The sequence below is a fragment of the Fulvivirga sedimenti genome, assembly GCF_020328055.1.
Map to the genome: position 1 here is coordinate 401,373 of NZ_JAIXNE010000005.1, position 19,180 is coordinate 420,552.

Sequence of the window (19,180 nt, forward strand, 5' to 3'; positions counted from 1 at the left end):
AGTGAATGATTAATATTCCATAAATTTGCAAACGTTTTAAATACTTAAAAACTCCGTTTATGGCCTATATTGAACCGGCTCCGATTAAGGATGAACAGAATCCGTTTGAAGCCATGATGTCAAGGTTTCACATTGCCTCGCAAATTCTTGGAATTGATGATGAGGTTTACAATGTTTTGAAAAACCCCGCCAAACAGGTTATAGTGTCACTCCCAATAACAATGGATGACGGGTCAATTAAGGTTTTTGAAGGTTTCCGTGTAATTCACTCTAATATTTTGGGCCCGTCAAAAGGTGGAATCCGGTTCGACCCGGGCGTGCACCTGGATGAAGTGAAGGCGCTTGCTGCCTGGATGACCTGGAAATGTGCCGTGGTTGATATTCCATATGGCGGAGCTAAGGGAGGTATTCGTTGCAACCCAAGGGAAATGTCCTCGGGGGAAATAGAACGACTCACAAGAGCCTATACACTTTCAATGCTTGAAATTTTTGGGCCTGACCGGGACATCCCTGCACCGGATATGGGCACAGGACCACGAGAAATGGCATGGCTGATGGATGAATACTCAAGAACACAGGGTATGACCATCAACTCCGTTGTGACAGGAAAACCGCTCGTACTTGGGGGATCCCTGGGACGAACTGAAGCTACCGGCCGTGGCGTAATGGTAAGTGCCCTCGCTGCAATGGAGAAATTGAAAATTAATCCGTACAAAGCTACATGTGCGGTTCAGGGTTTTGGAAATGTTGGCTCCTATGCCGCATTGCTGCTCGAGGAACGGGGAGTTAAGATTGTGGCGATAAGCGATCTTTCGGGTGCTTATTACAACGAAAATGGCATTGATATCGAAGCTGCCCGAAAATATAACGAACAAAATAAGGGATCCCTTGAAGGATTTAAAGATGCTGAAGTTATCGGCGGCGAAGATTTACTCGCACTGGATGTGGATGTTCTGGTTCCCGCTGCAACCGAAGATGTGATCACTTCCCACAACGTGAACAATATAAAGGCAAAACTCATTGTTGAAGGTGCCAACGGTCCTACTTCTGCCAAGGCAGATACAGTGATCGCCGACAAAGGCATCATGGTTGCGCCGGATATCCTGGCTAACGCCGGTGGAGTGACGGTATCCTACTTTGAATGGGTACAGAACCGCCTGGGCTATAAGTGGACTGGAGAACGCGTGAACCGAAGATCAGATCGTATTATGAAAGATGCTTTTGATAATGTTTACCGGACTTCTCAGGAATACGATGTATCGATGAGAATCGCGGCGTACATTGTAGCGATCGACAAAGTGGCTAAAACATATAAATTCCGGGGCGGATATTAATATTATTCTGGTTTGACAATTCATAAAGAAGGCAGGGTTTTACTGGCAGTCCTCATTATCATTCTGGTGGGGATCAATGGTGCTGTATATTACTTTACAAACCCGGAAAGTGGCTGGTTTACTATTTCCGTAATCGCCAGCCTTATCGTGTTTGTATTAATCCTTCAGTTTTTCCGAAGCCCTGCCAGACCTGTTTCCGACAATGACATTCAGGTTATAGCACCGGCAGACGGAAAAGTCGTCGTAATTGAAAAAACAATTGAGGAAGAATACCTGAAAGACGAGCGTATTCAGCTTTCAATTTTCATGTCACCTGTGAATGTCCATGTTAACCGTATGCCTGTGAGCGGTATGGTTGAATTCTTCAGGTATCACGCCGGAAAATACCTGGTAGCCTGGCACCCCAAATCCAGTACGGAGAATGAACGCACTACCATGGTGGTTAAAACGGCAGGCGGACAAAAACTGCTGGTACGCCAAATTGCCGGCGCGGTTGCCCGACGAATTAAATGGTATGTGAAAGAAGGAAGTCGTTTACGACAGGGAGAAGAATTTGGCTTCATTAAATTTGGTAGCCGGGTGGACGTATTTCTCCCATTAAATGCCAAAATCAATGTAGAGGTAGGTCAAAAGACCAAGGGGGGAGTCACCGTTCTGGCAGAATTGCCAGGAAAATCAAACGAATCCTAGATCAGGGCAAGTATTACCTGAAGATAATGCGCATCTGTATTATCGAATGAGCCAATCCGGTCGCTGTCTACATCTAGGATAAGGTCAACTTTATCACCTGACAGGTGAGGAACCACAATCTCCGATTTCGAAAGCGAACTGCATGCAATATGCCCCGGGAATTCATCCACATCATCCACAATGATGGTTTCCTGTGTTTCCCAGGCTTTGCCACAGACACCTTTGCCGAAACCGATTCGGGTACAGGCAACCGGCCCCTGAAACGGACCCAGCACCAGTTGATTTTTTGATGTATCAACAATGTAAAAACCAACCCAAAAAAAACCCATAGCTTCTTTCAATGCCGCCGCGATGTTCGCAAGGTTGGCGATCATGTTATCTTCATCACCCACGAGTGCTTTAATCTGCGGCAGCAATTCTTCATATCGCTCCGACTTTTCAGTTTTTGTAAGGATCAGGTCTTCCGCCATCTCATTGAATATTTTCGTAGTATAAAAGTCTGTCTGTAAAGTTAATCTCTTCTTTCAGTGCATTTGCGGGCAAACGAGGTGCCTTGGTCCCGTCGCCAAAGGTCTGCCTTGAGACAAAGATACGTGCCTCATCCCAGACATCCTTACGAATAAACTGATTCAGGGTCTTTGATCCTCCTTCCACAAGAAGTGAACCTATTTTTCTCGAGAAAAGATCCTTCAAAATACCCTGAACTGAATATTCATTACCCAGGGCAATCCATTCACATGAAGCTTTCTGGCCCGAAAATTCACGGGTATAACATAAGGTTGGTCCACCATCCTGAAATAACTTCAAATTACCCGGTAGGGAATGGTCCGGATCGAGAACAACCCGTACAGGATCAGGTCCCTGCCAATCCCTGACATTCAATGAAGGGTCATCGGTTATGGCCGTATTGGCTCCAACCAATATACTGTCTTCCTCGGCGCGCCATTTATGTACAAGGACCCTGCTTTCCGGCGAACTTATCCACTTCGATGAGCCATCGGTCCGAGCCAAATAGCCATCTGATGTCTCAGCCCATTTCAATATCACATAGGGGCGCGACTTCAACTGGTTCACGAAAAAACGTCGGTTAATTCGCTTTCCCTCCTCCTCCAGAACATTCGTTACAACTTCAATTCCAGCATCACGAAGCCGTTTGATGCCTCGCCCGGAAACTTCCGGATTAGGATCCTCCACACAGACAACAACCCTTTTTATCTCGTGTTTAATCAGCAGATCTGCACAAGGGGGAGTTTTACCGTAATGAGAACACGGCTCCAGGGTTACGTATACTGTACTTTCCGAAAGAATTTCAGGATTTGATACCGATGCCAGTGCATTAACTTCGGCATGCGGTCCACCATATTCCCTGTGCCAGCCTTCTCCTACAATCTTATCCTTATAAACCACTACTGCACCAACCATCGGGTTCGGACTTACGCTTCCGAATCCATTTTTAGCAAGGTCAATGGCCCGCTGCATATAGAGTTCATCTTTATTCATTACATTTAAGACCTGATACAATGATACAAACAACTTTTTATTAGAAAGGTATATGGCACAAGGTATACCGGACTCATCGAAGAAACTTTTTGAATTTGTCCGAGATAATATAAATACGGATGGTAATCAACGTGAAGCAGAGGCTAAATCATATCTGATTCTGGAACATCTTCTTAAGGTCGACCGAAACGACATCATACTGGACAGATCTGTAACACTTCTGGCTGAAAAATCGAAGACCCTGCTGAAATACATAGACCGGATCAATCAGGGCGAACCGGTGCAATATATTTTGGGTGAGGGATATTTTTACGGACGCCCATTCATCGTAAATTCAAACGTGCTGATTCCACGCAGTGAAACAGAAGAGCTGATTGAACTCATATTGAACGAAAATCCGGACAAACGTCTGCGGGTATTTGATGTTGGAACCGGGACAGGATGCATTCCTATTACTCTTGCCAAGGAACGTCCGGGTCTTAAATGTTTTGCGCTCGATTTCAGTCCGCGTGCATTAAAAGTTGCCAGACAGAATGCCGAGCGCTATAATGTGTCCATTGAATTTTTTCTGATTGACATCTTGAAAGAGGGCATCCCGGTAGATCATCTGGACGTCGTGGTTAGTAACCCGCCCTATATTACGCGGAAAGAAATGGAGCATCTTGAGCGTACGGTTAAGGACTTTGAGCCTCATACCGCGTTATTCATTCCGGATGAAGACCCCATACTTTTTTACAGGCATATTGCTGCCAGGGCTGCTGCCAGATTAAAGCCAAAAGGAAGGATCTATTTCGAAATCAATGAGGAGTATGGTGCCGACGTGAGTAAGTGTCTGGTGGAGAACCGATTTCAAAATATCAAAATAATCAAGGACATACACGGTAAGGATCGTTTTGTTCGGGGTGAAAAATCAATATAGAGGTTCCCCAACCCAGAATTGATCCTTTGAAGATATTTCAATGATACCGTCAGCGGATACCTGATATTCAGCAATTCCCGTTTTACCCTCAATCCGGATATCACCATAAAATTCCAACTGCTTTCCTTTCGGATACCACGCCCTGAAGGTTCCTGGCGCAATGTGCCTCCACATATGGGAGGGTGTGAATACGGTAATACCAAGATCACTGGCAATGGTATTCCATCGTTCAAAATTATTATTCTCGTCTGTTATCAACTGAATATGCTTACAATCTGCATTTTTCAGGATCGCGTTTACCGTTCCCCCTATACTGCCGTCTGAATGAACCTGCAAATGTGGCAATTCTGAGCGGTATTCATCATCACTTTTACCCGCTGATTTATCCATCAGCAAATGATCAACGTTAACATTTGCATGGATCAATTCAGAGATTGCCTCTTCTGTTGCAATAATGATGGGATTCCACCCGGCCAGTTGTTCAAAAAAAGGATGCGCCAGGGGCTTTTTCGTCTCGATCAGCAAAGCAGGCTCCTGCCCTTCGATCACAAAATGATGGGATGACATTATTCCTCTTCTTCGGTATAGGTATCAACAATATGCTGGGAAATGAGCCTATAAATCTCTGAAAGCTCCTCATTTTCCTTAAGTAGTTCCAGGTGCTTATCAAGGATCGCATAATCTCTTCGCCTTGCCGGGCCTGTCTGGGCTGCTTCCGGGCCAATTTCCATCATTTTCTCAACAGTTTCGCGAATCAACGGAAACAGGACCTTAAAATCGACCTGGTGATAGTCTGTTATATCACGTGCAACTTTAAACATATGATTTGTGAAATTGCTGGCGAATACGGCAGAAAGATGTACCGCTCTTCTTGTTTTGCCATCCAGTTCAACAACATTCCTTGAAAGCGATGACGCGATTTTTCTTAGCAATTTTAAGGTATTCGCATCCATTGACTCAATCAGAATAGGAATATCCCTGAAGTCTACCCGCTTTGATTTACTAAAAGTCTGAAGGGGATAAAAAACACCGAATTTCTCAGTCATGGCATTCGCCAGGATGCCGGCGGATTGCGAGGCGGAGGTGTGAACGATACTCGCTGATTCTGCAAGCTCAATTTCCATGGCTACATCCTCAATTGCCTCATCTGAAACTGCGAGAATGATCAGGTCGGAGCTGCTTCTGGAAAAATCCAGGTCGGTCTTTACACGTGCCTGGTACAGCCTGTCTGCAAGGGACTTTGCATCCCCTTTCTTTCGGGCGTAAACCTCACGTATCACCACCCCGGCATTATCAAGGGCCGGTGCAAGATGCCAGGCCAGGTTTCCTGCGCCCACGATCGATGCAGACAAATTCATCATGTTGAACTAACTATTATTCAAGTCCCTTGGACCGCATTTTACGGAACTCATCATATCGGCGAACCGTAGCGATACTGAATCCCGCCATGAGCACAAGAGTGCCCAGCCATAAAATATTGATCAAAGGCTTTTCCATCGCTTTCAATATGATCCAGTCTTTCTGCCGGGTCTCAGCTGAGAGCAGGAAGTTATTCGTTTGCGGATAAATATTCAACAGTGTCAGACGAATTCCCAGGTCACTTATCTCATCTGGAATCCGTGCAGCCATATTATCTTTGATGATAAAGAGTGGTTCAGCGCGATATGTGCCATTTTCACCCTCTGCCGTGATAATGGCTTTTACAGCAACATCACGAGGCCCCAAATCAATCCCCTCGACTTTTTCAAGTCGTTCGAGTTGCTCAACCCGGGCTACATAGTCATTCAAAAAGAATTGTTCACCGGGTCCAACTTCAAACTCTTCGGGTTCATTCCATTCCACATCTTCGCGTGAAAGGCGGTTTACCACATGGGCATACAGGTCCTTGCTCACATCTCGTTTTATGGATGGAGAGGCTGCAAGACCCATAGAAGGGTTATCCTGAATGCGAGGGAACAATCGGTAAATATCCCCATCATCATCCTCGAGCTGGACCTCATAGTAGGTGTTTTCAGGATGGATCTCAATCGTATCAGACTCGTTGAATAATAATTTTTCACCATCCATTATATCCACCTTCGCCACCACACGATTAGCATCGAGTCTGATAATATCATTAATATTGATATAACCCGGGCCGGATTTAGGTTCCAGGCGCTCCCCTTTGTAGACAATTTTATAGCCAGCCATCTGGCGGGTTTCATTGATAAAGAGAAGGAGATTCTCACGGTTGAATTCCTCGCTTAGTTCACGTGAAATCAATAGTCCGGAATTATTCAATGAAACAACACGTGAATACCCCGAAGAGAATAGGATTCCGATCAACATCAGGCCCACTCCAATGTGGGTAACAGCTCCGCCGGACAGGCGTGGATTTGATTTCCAGATATCCACCAGTATTTTGCCATTGGCAACAATGGTGAGTAATCCGGCCAACAGCAAGAACAGATAATCGATCCTGTCGATGTTTCCTGCAATGGAAATAATAATAGTAAGAAACAGGGCTATGATTGCCGGAACTGAAAGTTCCTGGAACAGTTTCTTCCGGTCTATCTTTTTCCAGTAAAAGTACTGGCCGACAGCAGATAAGAATGCCACACCAATGGAAAACCACAGCTGGGCAGTCGAGTATTTTTCCGGTGCGAGCGGAGCAAGGTTTGATGCACCGCCAAAGGCCTCAACAATTCGGTTGATAACCGGAAAAGAGGTCGAAAAGATAACCTGAAACCCCATCAGACACAGCGTAAGTGCCCCAATAAAAAGCCAGAATTCTCTGGAATAAACAGATGCTTCACGGTCTGAAGTAGGTAATTCCTTCCATCGTGAGATCATAAGGTACAGTGAAACTGCCATGAAGAAGAGCAGGTACAGCAATAGCTGACCAGACATCCCAAGATCTGTGAAAGAGTGTACCGAAGCTGTACCCAGTATCCCACTCCTGGTCAGGAATGTCGAGTACAGTACCAGGACGTACATGATTACCGTGAGAATTACCGATGCTTTCAGCGCGGTATTGCTCTTCCGGAAAGAGATCATAGTATGTATTGCGGCTATCAAAAAGAGCCAGGGAACATAAACTGCGTTTTCAACCGGATCCCAGTTCCAGTAACCACCGAAATTTAGCGTCTCGTAAGCCCAGTAGCCACCCATAAGAATGCCCAATCCAAGCACAGCACCTGCAAAAAGCGACCAGGGAAGAGCAGGACGTACCCAGTCACGGTACTTCCGAAGCCACAAGCCTGCAAGACAATATGCAAAGGGGACAACGGTTAATGCAAAGCCAAGGAACAACGTCGGTGGATGGATTACCATCCAGTAATTCTGAAGCAGCGGATTTAATCCCGTGCCGTCCTGGGGAACAAAATCAGGATTTTGCTGAAAGATAGGTGCATCCAGTGCATCACGGAGAAGTATGAAGGGAGAACTGCCAATTTTGAATTCCAGCGCTGGGATTACAACCCCCAGGATCATGGACGCAAGGAACGCCTGAACCGCTGTAAAAATGGCCATTACAGGAGCTTCCCAGAATTTATTCGTAGCTATAATTACGATTCCAAGTACCGCATGCCAGAACATCCAGAGCAGGAAACTTCCTTCCTGTCCTTCCCAAAAGGCAGACACCATGTAGTACGCAGGAAGCTGGGTGGATGAATGCGACCAGGCATAATGATATTCGAAATAGTTGTTTGATATGATGGTGAAGAGACAGGCTACAATGCCAAAAACAGAAAAAGCATGGATGTAATAGAAAATCCGGCCATTCTTGAGCCATTCGAGTTTCTGTTCAGCATCGGCATTCGTTGCCTTGAAGAAGCTAAATGCCGACAGAATTGCCATTACAAATGAAATAATGACAAACAGGTGTCCCAGGTTACCAATAAAGGTATGTATCATATCCGCAGTCCGATCTCAGTTAAATGCTTGCTTCAACGGTTTCCTCCTGATATTTCGACGGGCATTTCAACAGGATCTTGTCGGCGACAAAGACATCGTTTTCTTTATATCCCCCTATGACAACCACCTGTTCAGATCGCATAAAATCCGGGGGCATGGGCTCATTATAATAAACCATTTGCTGATTCGACTTCTCATCAACCATGACAAATGTGAAAGACATATTATCGGCCGATGAACGGATCCCTGTAATATGTCCTGCGTCATCTTTTAAAAGCTGACCTACCACATGGATGTCATTCGATTTCCCGCTGGCAGCCATTTCTTTTGCCTGATCAAACGTTACGTACGTGCCCGCGTCACCCGTTGAAGAAATAATGATCGCTGCGGCAATGGCAATAACTACAATCGCAATAATGTGTGATCTTTTCATATCAGTATATAACTCCGTACTTCTTACAAAGTTACAGTATAAAAGGTTCTTCTACTGCTGGTTTCCTATTTGATTTTCAATTCTGGTCACCTTGCGGTCAATCAGAAAAAGGTAGATGAGCAGACCGATGAGGATCACAAGAATCACGGCGACAACCACATAGATCTTACCATCGGCACGAAATGCATCAGCCATTTCAACCTGCTGATTTGCGTAATCGGCTTCTCCGATATCAATTTTCTCCTGGGCAAATACCAGAAAGGATGTGAGGAGAAGCAATAAACTTGTGAAAGCCCTTTTAATCATATGAGTTTAGATTGAATTTTTCTTATTCTGAAACGGAGTGTCGCGATCCATACACCCAGCAAAGACCAGCCGATAACTGCGGGATAAAATACCATCCGAAGACGGTTATCAAGGTCGTACGCATTGAACCCGGGATTTCCCCCGTTACCCGGGTGAAGCGAATCTGTTAGCCGTGGGAGGATAAACAGCAGAGGCACAAGGGCAGCAAAGGCAAATATGTTATAGACGGCGCTGATCCTGCCGCGCTGTTCCTCATTTTCAAATGAACCACGCAAGACGAAATACGCCAGGTAGATCATGAGACCAATCGCTGCAGCATTCTGCTTGGGATCACCGCTCCACCAGTCTCCCCAGGTGAACTGGGCCCATACCATGCCTGTTAAAATTCCGAGTATGCCCAGAACTATGGCGACGTTGGCAAACTCTACAGCCATAAGATCATCATCGTTGCGGCCATTCCTCAGATATTTGATTGAATAGATCACTGAAACCAGGAAAAGAATGAGCATCCCAAACCACATGGGAACGTGGTAATGCAGTACCCGAACCGTTTCATTCAGAATGTTTAAACGTGGTGCCTCCATCAGCAATGATGTAAAGGCTACGTATATCAACAGCAGCACAGTCGCTATTTTCCACCAGATTGATCTCATCCGTTACAATTATGTGCGCCAAAGATACGGGAATAGAAGAAAAGAAACGGCCCCTACCAGTACATTAATGGCAATCAGCGTCAGCAGCTCATCGGTGCTGGCAGAGCGTTCTAGTCCGTCCAGGGCATTCTTACTCAGTTTTATGACCATCAGCAACATGGGTAGAACGATCGGGAACCCCAGAATTGCCATCAGGGTCTGATTATTTCCGGCCTTCGCCGCTATCGCGGATATCATTGTAAAGGTTACTGAAAAACCCATCGAGCCCAGCACAACAGAAAGGAAAAAATACGCCATGTCACCCACAGGATTCCCCAACACAAGGGCATACATCAAAAACCCGACGATGGAAAGACCCAGCATGAGTGCCGTATTATAGATCAGTCTTGCCAGGATCAGGACTTGCGGACTGAACAATGAATAATAATAAAGCAGCCGGCCCTGGTGTTCCTGCATAAAACTTTTTGCCACAGCATTAACGGCAGAAAAAAGAAGAATGATCCAAAAGAGAGCGTTCCAGGTGAGAGGATTCAATTGGTTCACCTTGACGTTAAAGCTCAGATAGCAAATAAATATTGTGCTTACCAGGTACAGGAGCAATCCATTCAGGGCATACCGCTGCCGCCACTCCACCTGCCACTCCTTGGCAATAAGCTTTAAAATTTGCTGACCTCTGTTCTTTTGAGCCGTCATCCCGACAATATTAAATATAAATCATGATTTATGTTCCTATGGAGATATTATTACCTTTGTCAGCAAGCACATACAGACCAGATTAATGAACAAAGTATTAATTACCGGTGCAGCCGGTTTTATTGGATTTCATCTCACTCAGCGTTTAATTGGTGCCGGATATCATGTTACCGGAATTGACAACATCAATGATTATTATGATGTAAACCTGAAGCATGACAGGCTCAACATCCTGGAATCACTGGAAAATTTTCAGTTTAGAAAGATGTCCCTGGAGGATAAGGAGAAGATCGATGAGCTCTTCGAAAAAGAAAAATTCGATTATGTAGTTAATCTTGCAGCGCAGGCTGGCGTTCGGTATTCCCTCGAAAATCCATATGCCTATATCTCAAGTAATATCTCAGGGTTCATGAATATTCTGGAAGCCTCCAGACATTTTAAAATCAAACACCTGGTTTACGCCTCCTCAAGTTCGGTTTACGGGGCGAATACAAAAATGCCCTTTTCTGTGCACGACAATGTGGATCATCCAATGTCCTTGTATGCGGCAACCAAAAAGGCCAATGAGCTAATGGCTCATACATATTCGAACCTGTATAATTTGCCGACTACCGGACTCCGGTTTTTTACGGTGTACGGACCTTATGGCCGTCCGGATATGGCTCTTTTCATTTTTACCAAGGCGATCCTGGAAGGAAAACCGATCGATGTTTATAATCATGGTAAAATGCGTCGTGATTTTACCTATATCGATGATATTGTTACAGGTATTGAGCGACTCATCCCCACAATTCCTGCACCCAATGTGAATTGGAGTGGGGATCATCCTGATCCGGCGAGCAGTTTCGCACCATACAAAGTGTATAACATTGGCAATAATCAGCCTGTGGAATTAATGGCGTTCATTGAAGCGATCGAGGACGCCATTGGGAAAAAAGCCATCAAGAACATGATGCCCATCCAGCCGGGTGATGTGCCTGCGACCTTCGCCAACGTAGATGATCTCATGAATGACGTCGGGTTCAAGCCCGCTACTGAGATCCGCGATGGCATTAAAAATTTCGTGAACTGGTACCGCGAATATTATAACGTTTAAGTTTAAAAGAGCGAATAAATGGAAAAACTTGCCATCATTGGCCTGGGTTATGTCGGACTGCCACTCGCGGTTGCTTTCGGCAAAAAACGCCCTGTAATCGGGTTTGATATCAATGAGTCTCGTATAAATGAATTAAGCAACGGTGTGGATCACACCCTCGAGGTGGAGTCTGATGAGTTAAAATCTGCGGATCAGCTCATCTTCACCAGCAAGGTATCCGATCTGGAAAGCGCCACAATCTATATTGTAACGGTTCCGACGCCGATCGACGAATTCAAAACCCCTGATCTGACGCCATTACGAAAGGCAAGTACAACCATCGGTAAGGTGCTTAAGAAGGGAGATATTGTGATTTATGAATCAACCGTATTTCCTGGCTGTACCGAAGAAGTGTGTGTCCCTGTGCTGGAAAAAGAAAGTGGACTAACCTTCAATACTGATTTTTATTGTGGATATTCTCCGGAACGGATCAATCCCGGGGATAAGGTTCACCGCCTGGAAACCATCAAGAAAGTTACCAGTGGCAGCACCGAAGAAATTGCTGAAAAGGTGGACAGGCTTTATCAGGAAGTAGTAACAGCCGGTACACACAAGGCCAGTTCCATCAGGGTGGCAGAAGCAGCCAAGGTAATTGAAAACTCACAGCGCGACTTGAACATTGCCTTTATCAATGAACTTGCCCTGATTTTTGGGAAGATGGGAATCGACACACACGAGGTGCTCGAGGCGGCAGGAACGAAGTGGAACTTCCTGCCATTTAAGCCCGGACTTGTTGGCGGTCATTGTATAGGTGTAGATCCTTACTATCTCACCTACAAGGCAGAAAGTATCGGGTACCATCCGCAGGTGATCCTGGCCGGCAGAAGGATCAATGATAACATGGGGATTTATATTGCCAATGAGGTTATCAAGCTGATGGCACGAAAAGACAATCCCATCAATAACAGCCGGATTCTGGTACTGGGAATTACGTTCAAGGAGAATTGCCCGGATATCCGAAACAGTAAGGTGATTGATGTAATCCGGGAATTAAAGGGTTTTGGCGCAGATGTTTCCGTCTATGACCCGATGGCTGATCCCGATGAAGTGCGCCACGAATACGGAATAGAAATGATCTCAGAAATTTCAAAAGAACCATATAACGCCGTGGTTCTGGCAGTTGGACATAAGAAGTTTGAATCGATTGACCTTCTGAAGATAAGTGATCTAAAAACAGTCGTTTACGACATAAAAGGTTTTTTTGATAAGCAACAAGTTACCAGCAGGTTGTAAACTGAATATACGTGTAAATTAAAAGGATGCCGAATAAAATAATTGTTACCGGAGGCGCAGGATACATTGGTTCACACACATGTGTTGAGCTTAGCAAAATTGGAGTGGAGCCTGTGATCATCGACAATTTTTCAAATTCAGAAACCTATATTGTAGACAGAATCCGGGAGCTGAGTCAAACGGAGATTCATCTTGTCCAGGGTGATTGTACTGATTCAGAATTTCTTAAATCCGTTTTTGGCAGCTACAGCGATGTGGCAGGCATTATTCATTTTGCAGCCTTCAAAGCTGTGGGCGAATCCTCAGCCTTCCCGCTTAAATACTACCAGAATAATATAGACAGTACCATTGCAGTTTTGAAAGCAATGGAATCATCGAATATTCCCAATCTTGTTTTTTCTTCATCATGTACCGTCTATGGCCAGCCGGAAGTGCTGCCCGTAACGGAATCTTCACCCATTCAGCCTGCGGAATCACCCTACGGCCGCACCAAGCAGATTTGCGAGGACATGCTTAAAGATTACCGCCGTGCAGGAAATGCGGTAAATATTGTATCCCTTCGATATTTTAATCCCATTGGCGCACACCCTTCCGGACTCATTGGAGAATTGCCGCTTGGGGTTCCGAATAACCTGGTGCCCTTCATCACACAAACGGCGATTGGCAAGCGTAAACAGCTAACCGTTTTTGGAAAGGATTATAATACTCCGGACGGAACATGCATCCGGGATTACATCCATGTCGTTGATCTTGCCCGTGCACACGTGGCCGCCATTGAATTTCTTTCCAATTTACAGGAGAAGGGCAGCTACCATTTGTTTAACCTTGGGACTGGTGAAGGAAGCTCAGTTCAGGAAGTGATTGATACCTTCGAAAAAGTAAGCGGTGTTAAATTACCGTACACTTATGGCGAACGCCGGCCGGGTGATGTGGAAAAAGTATACGCTGACGTATCTAAAGCGGAAACTGAACTGAACTGGAAATGTGAATATTCACTGGCCGATTCGTTGCGTGATGCCTGGAACTGGGAAAAACTTATAAACGAACAAAAAGCATGAAAGGAATAATCCTCGCAGGGGGCTCGGGAACCCGATTGTATCCCCTTACGAAATCAGTTTCAAAACAAATTCTCCCAATTTACGACAAGCCGATGATTTACTATCCGTTGTCGGTCCTGATGATGGCAGGGATCCGTGAGATCCTGATCATTTCAACGCCCCAGGATATTGGTAATTTTGAAAGCCTGTTGGGCGATGGAAGCCAGTTCGGCATAAAGCTGGAATATACTATTCAGCCTTCGCCGGACGGCCTGGCACAGGCATTTATTCTGGGAGAGTCCTTCATTGGTGACAGCGCTGTATCATTGATCCTTGGTGACAATATTTTTTATGGCTACAATTTCTCCAAAAAGCTGAAACAGACCGCCGAACTAACGAATGGAGCAACCGTGTTCGGGTACTATGTAAATGACCCTCAGCGCTATGGTGTTGTTGAGTTTGACCGGGAGGGGAATGTATTATCAATCGAGGAAAAACCATCTACGCCCAAGTCAAATTTTGCAGTTACCGGTCTCTATTTCTACGACAACACAGTTGTGGAAAAGGCCAAGACCATCAAACCATCCGCACGTGGAGAACTCGAAATAACTGATCTTAATAATCTTTATCTGAAGGAAGGTACCTTAAAGGTTGAGCTCCTCGGCCGTGGAATGGCTTGGCTGGATACCGGTACACACCATTCCCTGTTACAAGCCAGCAATTTCGTGCAGTCAATTGAAGACCGGCAGGGCCTTAAGATCGCCTGTCTGGAAGAAATCGCCTATCGTTACGGTTACATTTCCCGTGAAAAACTACTTGAGATGGCGGAGCCCCTTTTGAAAAATCAGTACGGGCAGTACCTGGTTAAAATCGCTAATGAGCAGAATTACCTATGAAAAATTTATTGGTCACCGGCGGAGCCGGTTTTATCGGTTCAAATTTTGTAACCCACTTCCTGGAAACACACCCCGATTATGCAATCGTAAATCTGGACCTTCTCACATATGCAGGAAACCTTGAAAATTTAAAGGAAGTTGAGGGTAATGACCGCTACACCTTCGTACAGGGAGATATCTGCGATCGTGCGATGGTGGAAAGCCTATTCGATAAATACGATTTTTCAGGAGTGATTCATTTCGCTGCAGAATCCCATGTAGATAATTCAATTCACGGACCGGAAGCTTTCATTCGAACGAATATCAACGGGACCTTTACCCTTATCGATGTTGCCAGAAACCGCTGGTTGATTAAACCACACCAGGTAAAACCAGGCTATGCAGAAAATCGCTTTCTTCATGTCTCAACTGATGAGGTGTATGGAACCCTGGGAAAAACAGGATTATTTACCGAGAAAACTCCGTATGCTCCCAACAGTCCGTATTCAGCCTCTAAGGCTTCAAGCGATATGCTGGTGAGAAGTTATTTTCATACGTACGGACTCAACGTGGTGACCACAAACTGTTCGAATAACTACGGCCCGAAACAGCACGGAGAAAAGCTGATACCAACCATCATCCGCAACGCTGTTCAGGGGAACCCGATTCCTATTTATGGTGACGGGGAGAATATCCGTGACTGGTTGTTCGTGAATGATCATTGTAAGGGAATCGCCCTTGCATTTGAAAAAGGTCGTTCAGGGGAAACCTATAATATTGGCGGAAGAAATGAGCGCACCAATAATCACATTGTTCAGACCATCTGTGAAATCCTGGATAAAAGCCATCCCCGAAAAGACGGTATTTCATACAAGGAACAGATCACGTACGTCGAAGACAGGGCCGGCCATGACAGGAGGTATGCCATCGACGCAACCAAAATTGAAACAGAGCTTGGATGGAAGGCCGATGAAAATTTTGAGACCGGCATTTTGAAAACCGTAGATTGGTATTTGTCTGATTATTAGATATATTCATGGCTCAAAATTAGTGTCCTATTACTGAGTTGGTTAAATATATTCTAAGTTCATTCTGCCTGGCGTTTTTCCTTTTTCCGGCGTTTATCAGTTTCCTTGAAAAGACAAGAATTCTGGACGTGCCCGATAAGCGGAAAATACATGCCATACACACCCCTTCAATGGGCGGAGTTCCCATGTTTATAAGTGTGGCTTTCGCGCTTTACCTGTGGTACCCCGAGCCATTGCTTGAATTTAAATTTCTGATCGCCGCATTGATTTTGATGTTTAGTGTGGGATTGCGTGACGACCTGGTTCCATTGCCTGCTTCTCTTAAACTAGCCAGTCAGCTTATCCCGTTTCTTTTGCTCATAAACTGGGGTGGTTTTCGTCTGAATTCCTTTTATGAACTGGCGCCGGCGATTGAGTTCCATCCCGTACTGATATGGTTAATTTCAATCTTTGTTTTCATTGTTATTACCAATTCAATAAACCTGATCGATGGGCTGGACGGGCTGGCAGGGTCCATCGGACTTATCATTTTTATATCCTATGGTACTTGGTTTATGATCGCAGGATTTGAAGAGGCCGGCTACTTTTGTTTTGCGGTAGTTGGAGCGATTACCGCCTTTCTATTCTTTAACTGGCAGCCTAGCAGGATATTTATGGGAGATACGGGTGCATTAACACTCGGACTCATGAGTGCGGCATTCACGATCCTGTTTATCAATTATAATTTTAACCTGGATCCTTCTAATCCAGCCTTTCTGTCGACAGGCGTTGCAACAGCGATCTGTATCATGATCATACCTTTGACCGATACCTTGCGTGTATTTATCATAAGGATCCTGGCTGGCAGATCCCCGTTTTCAGCCGATACAAATCACCTGCATCATATGCTTATACAATGCGGAATGACTCATTCTGGTGCGGTAAAGATTCTTGCCAGCGTGAACCTGATGTTTATCGGACTTGCATTCGTTGGGCGTAGCTGGTCACCGAGAATTCTTCTCCTGTGTGCTGTACTGATGGCTATCTCAGGCGTGATTTTACTTACACTTGCAGTTCGCCTGCGATTAAAAACCAAGCCCCAGAAAGCTCCCGTTCAATAAGTTTTCTTTGTTATATGTAAACCGCTCAGGGCCAGTTTCTTTGTAAACAACTCCTCCTGCCCCTTCAAGAACAGCCTGTCCGGCAGCCGTATCCCATTCCATAGTAGGCCCGAAGCGGTAATAAACATCTGCTTTTCCTTCGGCTACCATACAGAACTTTAACGAACTTCCTACCGAAATACTGTTTACCACATCATATTGATCAAGCACCACTTCTTCTTCCGGTGAAGGATGGGATTTACTGCGCACCGCAATCCTGTTGGATGTGCTGTTGTTAACTTTTAACGGCTGCTTGTTTCCACCTGTTATTTTCCATGCCTCCCCATTACTGGAATAGTAGAATGTATCGAGCACCGGCGCATAGATAAACCCGGCAACAGGCTTCCTGTCATGAATAAGGGCGATATTTACGGTAAACTCGCCATTACGGTTTATAAATTCCTTGGTGCCGTCAAGGGGATCAACACACCAGTAATAAGTCATATGTTTTCGCTCCTCATAGGGTATGTTACCACCTTCCTCAGAAAGAATGGGTACCTGTGGATAATGCTCCCGAAGACCTTTCATGATTACCTCATGCGATGCCTGGTCGGCCAGTGTTAGCGGCGAGTCATCACTTTTATAATCTACCTGGTCGGCCAGATTTAAATCATTGTAAATCTTCAGGATAGCTACGCCCGCGTCCCGGGAAATGTCGAGTAAAATATCTGTGTTGAGTTGCATAGTTGTGGTTAAGGTGTTAAAGCTAAGAAAATGAATTATTGTTTAAAAGTTTATCTTTTAATTGTAGTTTTGTTGCTTAATCAATGGCGTATGGCGGATAATATTCATCCGATTTTCGATTCCATCCTTTCCAGATCAGAAAAAGAAAAAATGCTCCACCAAAAGTCCTGTGTACTTTGGATGGTCGGCCTTTCGGGTTCAGGAAAGAGTACACTCGCAAAGGGACTGGAAAGTGTTCTTCATGAAAAGGGATATCTTACAGCACTGCTGGATGGGGACAACCTCCGCTCAGGTATCAACAACAACCTGGGATTTTCAGAAGATGACCGCTACGAAAACATACGCCGTGCAGCGGAAGCATCTAAGCTCCTGGCGAATAACGGATTGATCACCATATGTTCCCTTATCAGTCCGACAGAGAAGATCAGGCAAATGGCATCCGGAATTTTGGGTGACCTTTATACTGAAATATATATTAATTGTCCGGTAGAAGTATGTGAGCAACGTGATGTGAAAGGACTGTACGCAAAAGCCCGGAGGGGTGAGATTAAAAACTTTACCGGCATAGACGCGCCTTTCGAAGAGCCCGCCAATGCAGACCTTGTACTGAATACGGCCGAGAACGATCTTGAAACATCACTGAATGACCTGCTGTCATTCGTTTTGCCCAAAATAAATTATGATAATTAAGGCATGAGACAATACAATCTAACGCATCTTAAAGAACTTGAATCGGAAGCGATCTATGTGATTCGCGAAGTTGCGGCACAGTTTGAAAATCCCGCCATCTTATTTTCAGGAGGGAAAGACTCAATAACGGTGGCACACCTGGCAATGAAGGCATTTTTCCCGGCAAAAATTCCTTTCCCGCTGGTTCACATCGATACGGGACATAACTTTCCTGAAACCATTGAATTCAGGGATGCCTATATCGAAAGACTCGGCGCAGAACTGATTGTCGGATCCGTTCAGGAGTCGATTAATGAGGGCAAAGTGATTGAGGAAAAGGGACTTAATGCCAGCCGAAATGCATTACAAACCGTAACCCTGCTGGATACGATTGAAAAGTATAAATTCGATGCATGCATCGGTGGTGCCCGCAGAGATGAAGAAAAAGCCCGTGCCAAGGAACGTTTCTTTTCTCACAGGGATGAATTCGGCCAGTGGGATCCAAAAAACCAGCGTCCTGAACTTTGGAATATTTTCAATGGAAAAAAACATTACGGCGAGAACTTCCGGGTATTCCCGATCAGTAACTGGACCGAAATGGATGTTTGGCAATATATCCTGATGGAAGGGATTGACCTTCCAAGCCTGTATTTTGCTCATGAACGGGAAGTATTTGAACGGGATGGAGTAGTGATGGCAACCAGCGATTTTATTCCGCGCAAAGACACTGAGATACCCGGTAAAAAGACCGTGCGATTCAGAACGATCGGTGATATGACATGTACGGGTGCGGTTTATTCCGATGCTGCGACCCTGGAACAGATTATTGATGAGGTTGCCGCATCAAGAAAAACCGAACGAGGTACCCGATCAGATGATAAACGATCTGAGGCTGCTATGGAAGATCGAAAAAAGCAGGGTTATTTCTAGAAAAAAATTTAACAGTTCATCCGCAGAT

21 protein-coding genes are annotated in these 19,180 nt (G+C 45.1%); 11 read left to right on the plus strand and 10 right to left on the minus strand.

Annotated elements, in window-relative coordinates; translation table 11 throughout:
• The first annotated feature begins 59 nt into the window (after nt 1–59).
• Nucleotides 60–1,334 carry a Glu/Leu/Phe/Val family dehydrogenase gene (locus LDX50_RS25490; protein WP_225699103.1) on the plus strand — a complete coding sequence of 425 codons (1,275 nt, stop codon included), beginning with the start codon at nt 60–62 and terminating at the stop codon, nt 1,332–1,334.
• A 12-nt stretch (nt 1,335–1,346) separates the two neighbouring features.
• Nucleotides 1,347–2,024 carry a phosphatidylserine decarboxylase family protein gene (locus LDX50_RS25495; protein ID WP_225699104.1) on the plus strand — a complete coding sequence of 226 codons (678 nt, stop codon included), beginning with the start codon at nt 1,347–1,349 and terminating at the stop codon, nt 2,022–2,024.
• On the opposite strand, the gene LDX50_RS25500 is transcribed toward LDX50_RS25495, so the two are convergent.
• Nucleotides 2,021–2,494: a GAF domain-containing protein gene (locus LDX50_RS25500; RefSeq protein WP_225699105.1), complete on the minus strand. Its 474-nt coding sequence runs from the start codon at nt 2,492–2,494 to the stop codon at nt 2,021–2,023. The two genes, LDX50_RS25495 and LDX50_RS25500, sit on opposite strands and share 4 nt — an antisense overlap.
• A gap of 1 nt (nt 2,495) precedes the next feature.
• Nucleotides 2,496–3,524 carry a bifunctional diaminohydroxyphosphoribosylaminopyrimidine deaminase/5-amino-6-(5-phosphoribosylamino)uracil reductase RibD gene (gene ribD, locus LDX50_RS25505; protein WP_225699106.1) on the minus strand — a complete coding sequence of 343 codons (1,029 nt, stop codon included), beginning with the start codon at nt 3,522–3,524 and terminating at the stop codon, nt 2,496–2,498.
• Between the two features lie 52 nt (nt 3,525–3,576).
• Here ribD and prmC point away from each other — a divergent pair, with 52 nt between their 5' ends.
• Nucleotides 3,577–4,443 carry a peptide chain release factor N(5)-glutamine methyltransferase gene (gene prmC, locus LDX50_RS25510; RefSeq protein ID WP_225699107.1) on the plus strand — a complete coding sequence of 289 codons (867 nt, stop codon included), beginning with the start codon at nt 3,577–3,579 and terminating at the stop codon, nt 4,441–4,443.
• Here the strand turns inward: prmC and LDX50_RS25515 are convergent.
• From LDX50_RS25515 to LDX50_RS25545, 7 genes are read right to left on the minus strand one after another with little or no spacing between them, the layout of a single operon-like run.
• The gene (locus tag LDX50_RS25515) at nt 4,435–5,010 is read right to left on the minus strand and encodes a hypothetical protein (RefSeq protein WP_225699108.1); all 576 of its coding nucleotides are present in this window, start codon (nt 5,008–5,010) and stop codon (nt 4,435–4,437) included. The two genes, prmC and LDX50_RS25515, sit on opposite strands and share 9 nt — an antisense overlap.
• Nucleotides 5,010–5,804: a Rossmann-like and DUF2520 domain-containing protein gene (locus tag LDX50_RS25520; protein ID WP_225699109.1), complete on the minus strand. Its 795-nt coding sequence runs from the start codon at nt 5,802–5,804 to the stop codon at nt 5,010–5,012. Before LDX50_RS25520 ends, LDX50_RS25515 begins: the two co-directional genes overlap by 1 nt.
• 13 nt (nt 5,805–5,817) lie before the next feature.
• The gene (gene ccsA / locus LDX50_RS25525; protein ID WP_225699110.1) at nt 5,818–8,337 is read right to left on the minus strand and encodes a cytochrome c biogenesis protein CcsA; all 2,520 of its coding nucleotides are present in this window, start codon (nt 8,335–8,337) and stop codon (nt 5,818–5,820) included.
• Nucleotides 8,338–8,356: 19 nt separating this feature from the next.
• A complete protein-coding gene (locus LDX50_RS25530; RefSeq protein WP_225699111.1) occupies nt 8,357–8,770 on the minus strand; it encodes a cytochrome c maturation protein CcmE domain-containing protein in 414 nt (137 codons plus the stop codon).
• 51 nt (nt 8,771–8,821) lie between these two features.
• Nucleotides 8,822–9,076, minus strand: a complete 255-nt coding sequence (locus tag LDX50_RS25535) for a CcmD family protein (protein ID WP_225699112.1) — start codon at nt 9,074–9,076, stop codon at nt 8,822–8,824.
• Nucleotides 9,073–9,729, minus strand: coding sequence for a cytochrome c biogenesis protein CcsA (ccsA, locus tag LDX50_RS25540; RefSeq protein ID WP_225699113.1), 657 nt, complete (start codon nt 9,727–9,729; stop codon nt 9,073–9,075). Before ccsA (LDX50_RS25540) ends, LDX50_RS25535 begins: the two co-directional genes overlap by 4 nt.
• Nucleotides 9,730–9,738: 9 nt before the next feature.
• A complete protein-coding gene (locus LDX50_RS25545; RefSeq protein WP_225699114.1) occupies nt 9,739–10,422 on the minus strand; it encodes a heme exporter protein CcmB in 684 nt (227 codons plus the stop codon).
• An 85-nt stretch (nt 10,423–10,507) separates the two neighbouring features.
• Here LDX50_RS25545 and LDX50_RS25550 point away from each other — a divergent pair, with 85 nt between their 5' ends.
• The 6 genes from LDX50_RS25550 to LDX50_RS25575 are packed head-to-tail and all read left to right on the plus strand — an operon-like array spanning nt 10,508 to nt 16,830.
• Nucleotides 10,508–11,518: an NAD-dependent epimerase gene (locus LDX50_RS25550; protein WP_225699115.1), complete on the plus strand. Its 1,011-nt coding sequence runs from the start codon at nt 10,508–10,510 to the stop codon at nt 11,516–11,518.
• Nucleotides 11,519–11,536: 18 nt separating this feature from the next.
• Nucleotides 11,537–12,790, plus strand: a complete 1,254-nt coding sequence (gene tviB, locus LDX50_RS25555; protein ID WP_225699116.1) for a Vi polysaccharide biosynthesis UDP-N-acetylglucosamine C-6 dehydrogenase TviB — start codon at nt 11,537–11,539, stop codon at nt 12,788–12,790.
• A gap of 26 nt (nt 12,791–12,816) precedes the next feature.
• Nucleotides 12,817–13,848, plus strand: coding sequence for a UDP-glucose 4-epimerase GalE (galE, locus tag LDX50_RS25560; RefSeq protein ID WP_225699117.1), 1,032 nt, complete (start codon nt 12,817–12,819; stop codon nt 13,846–13,848).
• A complete protein-coding gene (rfbA, locus tag LDX50_RS25565; RefSeq protein WP_225699118.1) occupies nt 13,845–14,723 on the plus strand; it encodes a glucose-1-phosphate thymidylyltransferase RfbA in 879 nt (292 codons plus the stop codon). Before galE ends, rfbA begins: the two co-directional genes overlap by 4 nt.
• Entirely contained in the window at nt 14,720–15,730 is a 1,011-nt protein-coding gene (rfbB, locus tag LDX50_RS25570; protein ID WP_225699119.1) for a dTDP-glucose 4,6-dehydratase, read from the plus strand. Before rfbA ends, rfbB begins: the two co-directional genes overlap by 4 nt.
• Nucleotides 15,731–15,768: 38 nt before the next feature.
• The gene (locus tag LDX50_RS25575; protein WP_225699120.1) at nt 15,769–16,830 is read left to right on the plus strand and encodes a glycosyltransferase family 4 protein; all 1,062 of its coding nucleotides are present in this window, start codon (nt 15,769–15,771) and stop codon (nt 16,828–16,830) included.
• Here the strand turns inward: LDX50_RS25575 and cysQ are convergent.
• Nucleotides 16,795–17,553, minus strand: a complete 759-nt coding sequence (gene cysQ / locus LDX50_RS25580) for a 3'(2'),5'-bisphosphate nucleotidase CysQ (protein ID WP_225699121.1) — start codon at nt 17,551–17,553, stop codon at nt 16,795–16,797. The genes LDX50_RS25575 and cysQ overlap by 36 nt on opposite strands.
• 90 nt (nt 17,554–17,643) lie before the next feature.
• Between cysQ and cysC the strand changes: the two genes are divergently transcribed.
• Nucleotides 17,644–18,243, plus strand: a complete 600-nt coding sequence (gene cysC / locus LDX50_RS25585) for an adenylyl-sulfate kinase (protein WP_225699122.1) — start codon at nt 17,644–17,646, stop codon at nt 18,241–18,243.
• Between the two features lie 3 nt (nt 18,244–18,246).
• The gene (gene cysD, locus LDX50_RS25590) at nt 18,247–19,152 is read left to right on the plus strand and encodes a sulfate adenylyltransferase subunit CysD (RefSeq protein WP_225699123.1); all 906 of its coding nucleotides are present in this window, start codon (nt 18,247–18,249) and stop codon (nt 19,150–19,152) included.
• The last annotated feature ends 28 nt before the right edge of the window (nt 19,153–19,180 follow it).

What these genes read in the sequence shown, in the direction of transcription:
- LDX50_RS25490 (WP_225699103.1), top strand. Translation starts at nt 60, where the DNA reads ATGGCCTATATTGAACCGGCTCCGATTAAGGATGAACAGAATCCGTTT.
- LDX50_RS25500 (WP_225699105.1), bottom strand. Translation starts at nt 2,494, where the DNA reads ATGGCGGAAGACCTGATCCTTACAAAAACTGAAAAGTCGGAGCGATAT.
- ribD (WP_225699106.1), bottom strand. Translation starts at nt 3,524, where the DNA reads ATGAATAAAGATGAACTCTATATGCAGCGGGCCATTGACCTTGCTAAA.
- prmC (WP_225699107.1), top strand. Translation starts at nt 3,577, where the DNA reads ATGGCACAAGGTATACCGGACTCATCGAAGAAACTTTTTGAATTTGTC.
- LDX50_RS25515 (WP_225699108.1), bottom strand. Translation starts at nt 5,010, where the DNA reads ATGTCATCCCATCATTTTGTGATCGAAGGGCAGGAGCCTGCTTTGCTG.
- LDX50_RS25520 (WP_225699109.1), bottom strand. Translation starts at nt 5,804, where the DNA reads ATGATGAATTTGTCTGCATCGATCGTGGGCGCAGGAAACCTGGCCTGG.
- ccsA (WP_225699110.1), bottom strand. Translation starts at nt 8,337, where the DNA reads ATGATACATACCTTTATTGGTAACCTGGGACACCTGTTTGTCATTATT.
- LDX50_RS25530 (WP_225699111.1), bottom strand. Translation starts at nt 8,770, where the DNA reads ATGAAAAGATCACACATTATTGCGATTGTAGTTATTGCCATTGCCGCA.
- LDX50_RS25535 (WP_225699112.1), bottom strand. Translation starts at nt 9,076, where the DNA reads ATGATTAAAAGGGCTTTCACAAGTTTATTGCTTCTCCTCACATCCTTT.
- ccsA (WP_225699113.1), bottom strand. Translation starts at nt 9,729, where the DNA reads ATGAGATCAATCTGGTGGAAAATAGCGACTGTGCTGCTGTTGATATAC.
- LDX50_RS25545 (WP_225699114.1), bottom strand. Translation starts at nt 10,422, where the DNA reads ATGACGGCTCAAAAGAACAGAGGTCAGCAAATTTTAAAGCTTATTGCC.
- LDX50_RS25550 (WP_225699115.1), top strand. Translation starts at nt 10,508, where the DNA reads ATGAACAAAGTATTAATTACCGGTGCAGCCGGTTTTATTGGATTTCAT.
- tviB (WP_225699116.1), top strand. Translation starts at nt 11,537, where the DNA reads ATGGAAAAACTTGCCATCATTGGCCTGGGTTATGTCGGACTGCCACTC.
- galE (WP_225699117.1), top strand. Translation starts at nt 12,817, where the DNA reads ATGCCGAATAAAATAATTGTTACCGGAGGCGCAGGATACATTGGTTCA.
- rfbA (WP_225699118.1), top strand. Translation starts at nt 13,845, where the DNA reads ATGAAAGGAATAATCCTCGCAGGGGGCTCGGGAACCCGATTGTATCCC.
- rfbB (WP_225699119.1), top strand. Translation starts at nt 14,720, where the DNA reads ATGAAAAATTTATTGGTCACCGGCGGAGCCGGTTTTATCGGTTCAAAT.
- cysQ (WP_225699121.1), bottom strand. Translation starts at nt 17,553, where the DNA reads ATGCAACTCAACACAGATATTTTACTCGACATTTCCCGGGACGCGGGC.
- cysC (WP_225699122.1), top strand. Translation starts at nt 17,644, where the DNA reads ATGGCGGATAATATTCATCCGATTTTCGATTCCATCCTTTCCAGATCA.
- cysD (WP_225699123.1), top strand. Translation starts at nt 18,247, where the DNA reads ATGAGACAATACAATCTAACGCATCTTAAAGAACTTGAATCGGAAGCG.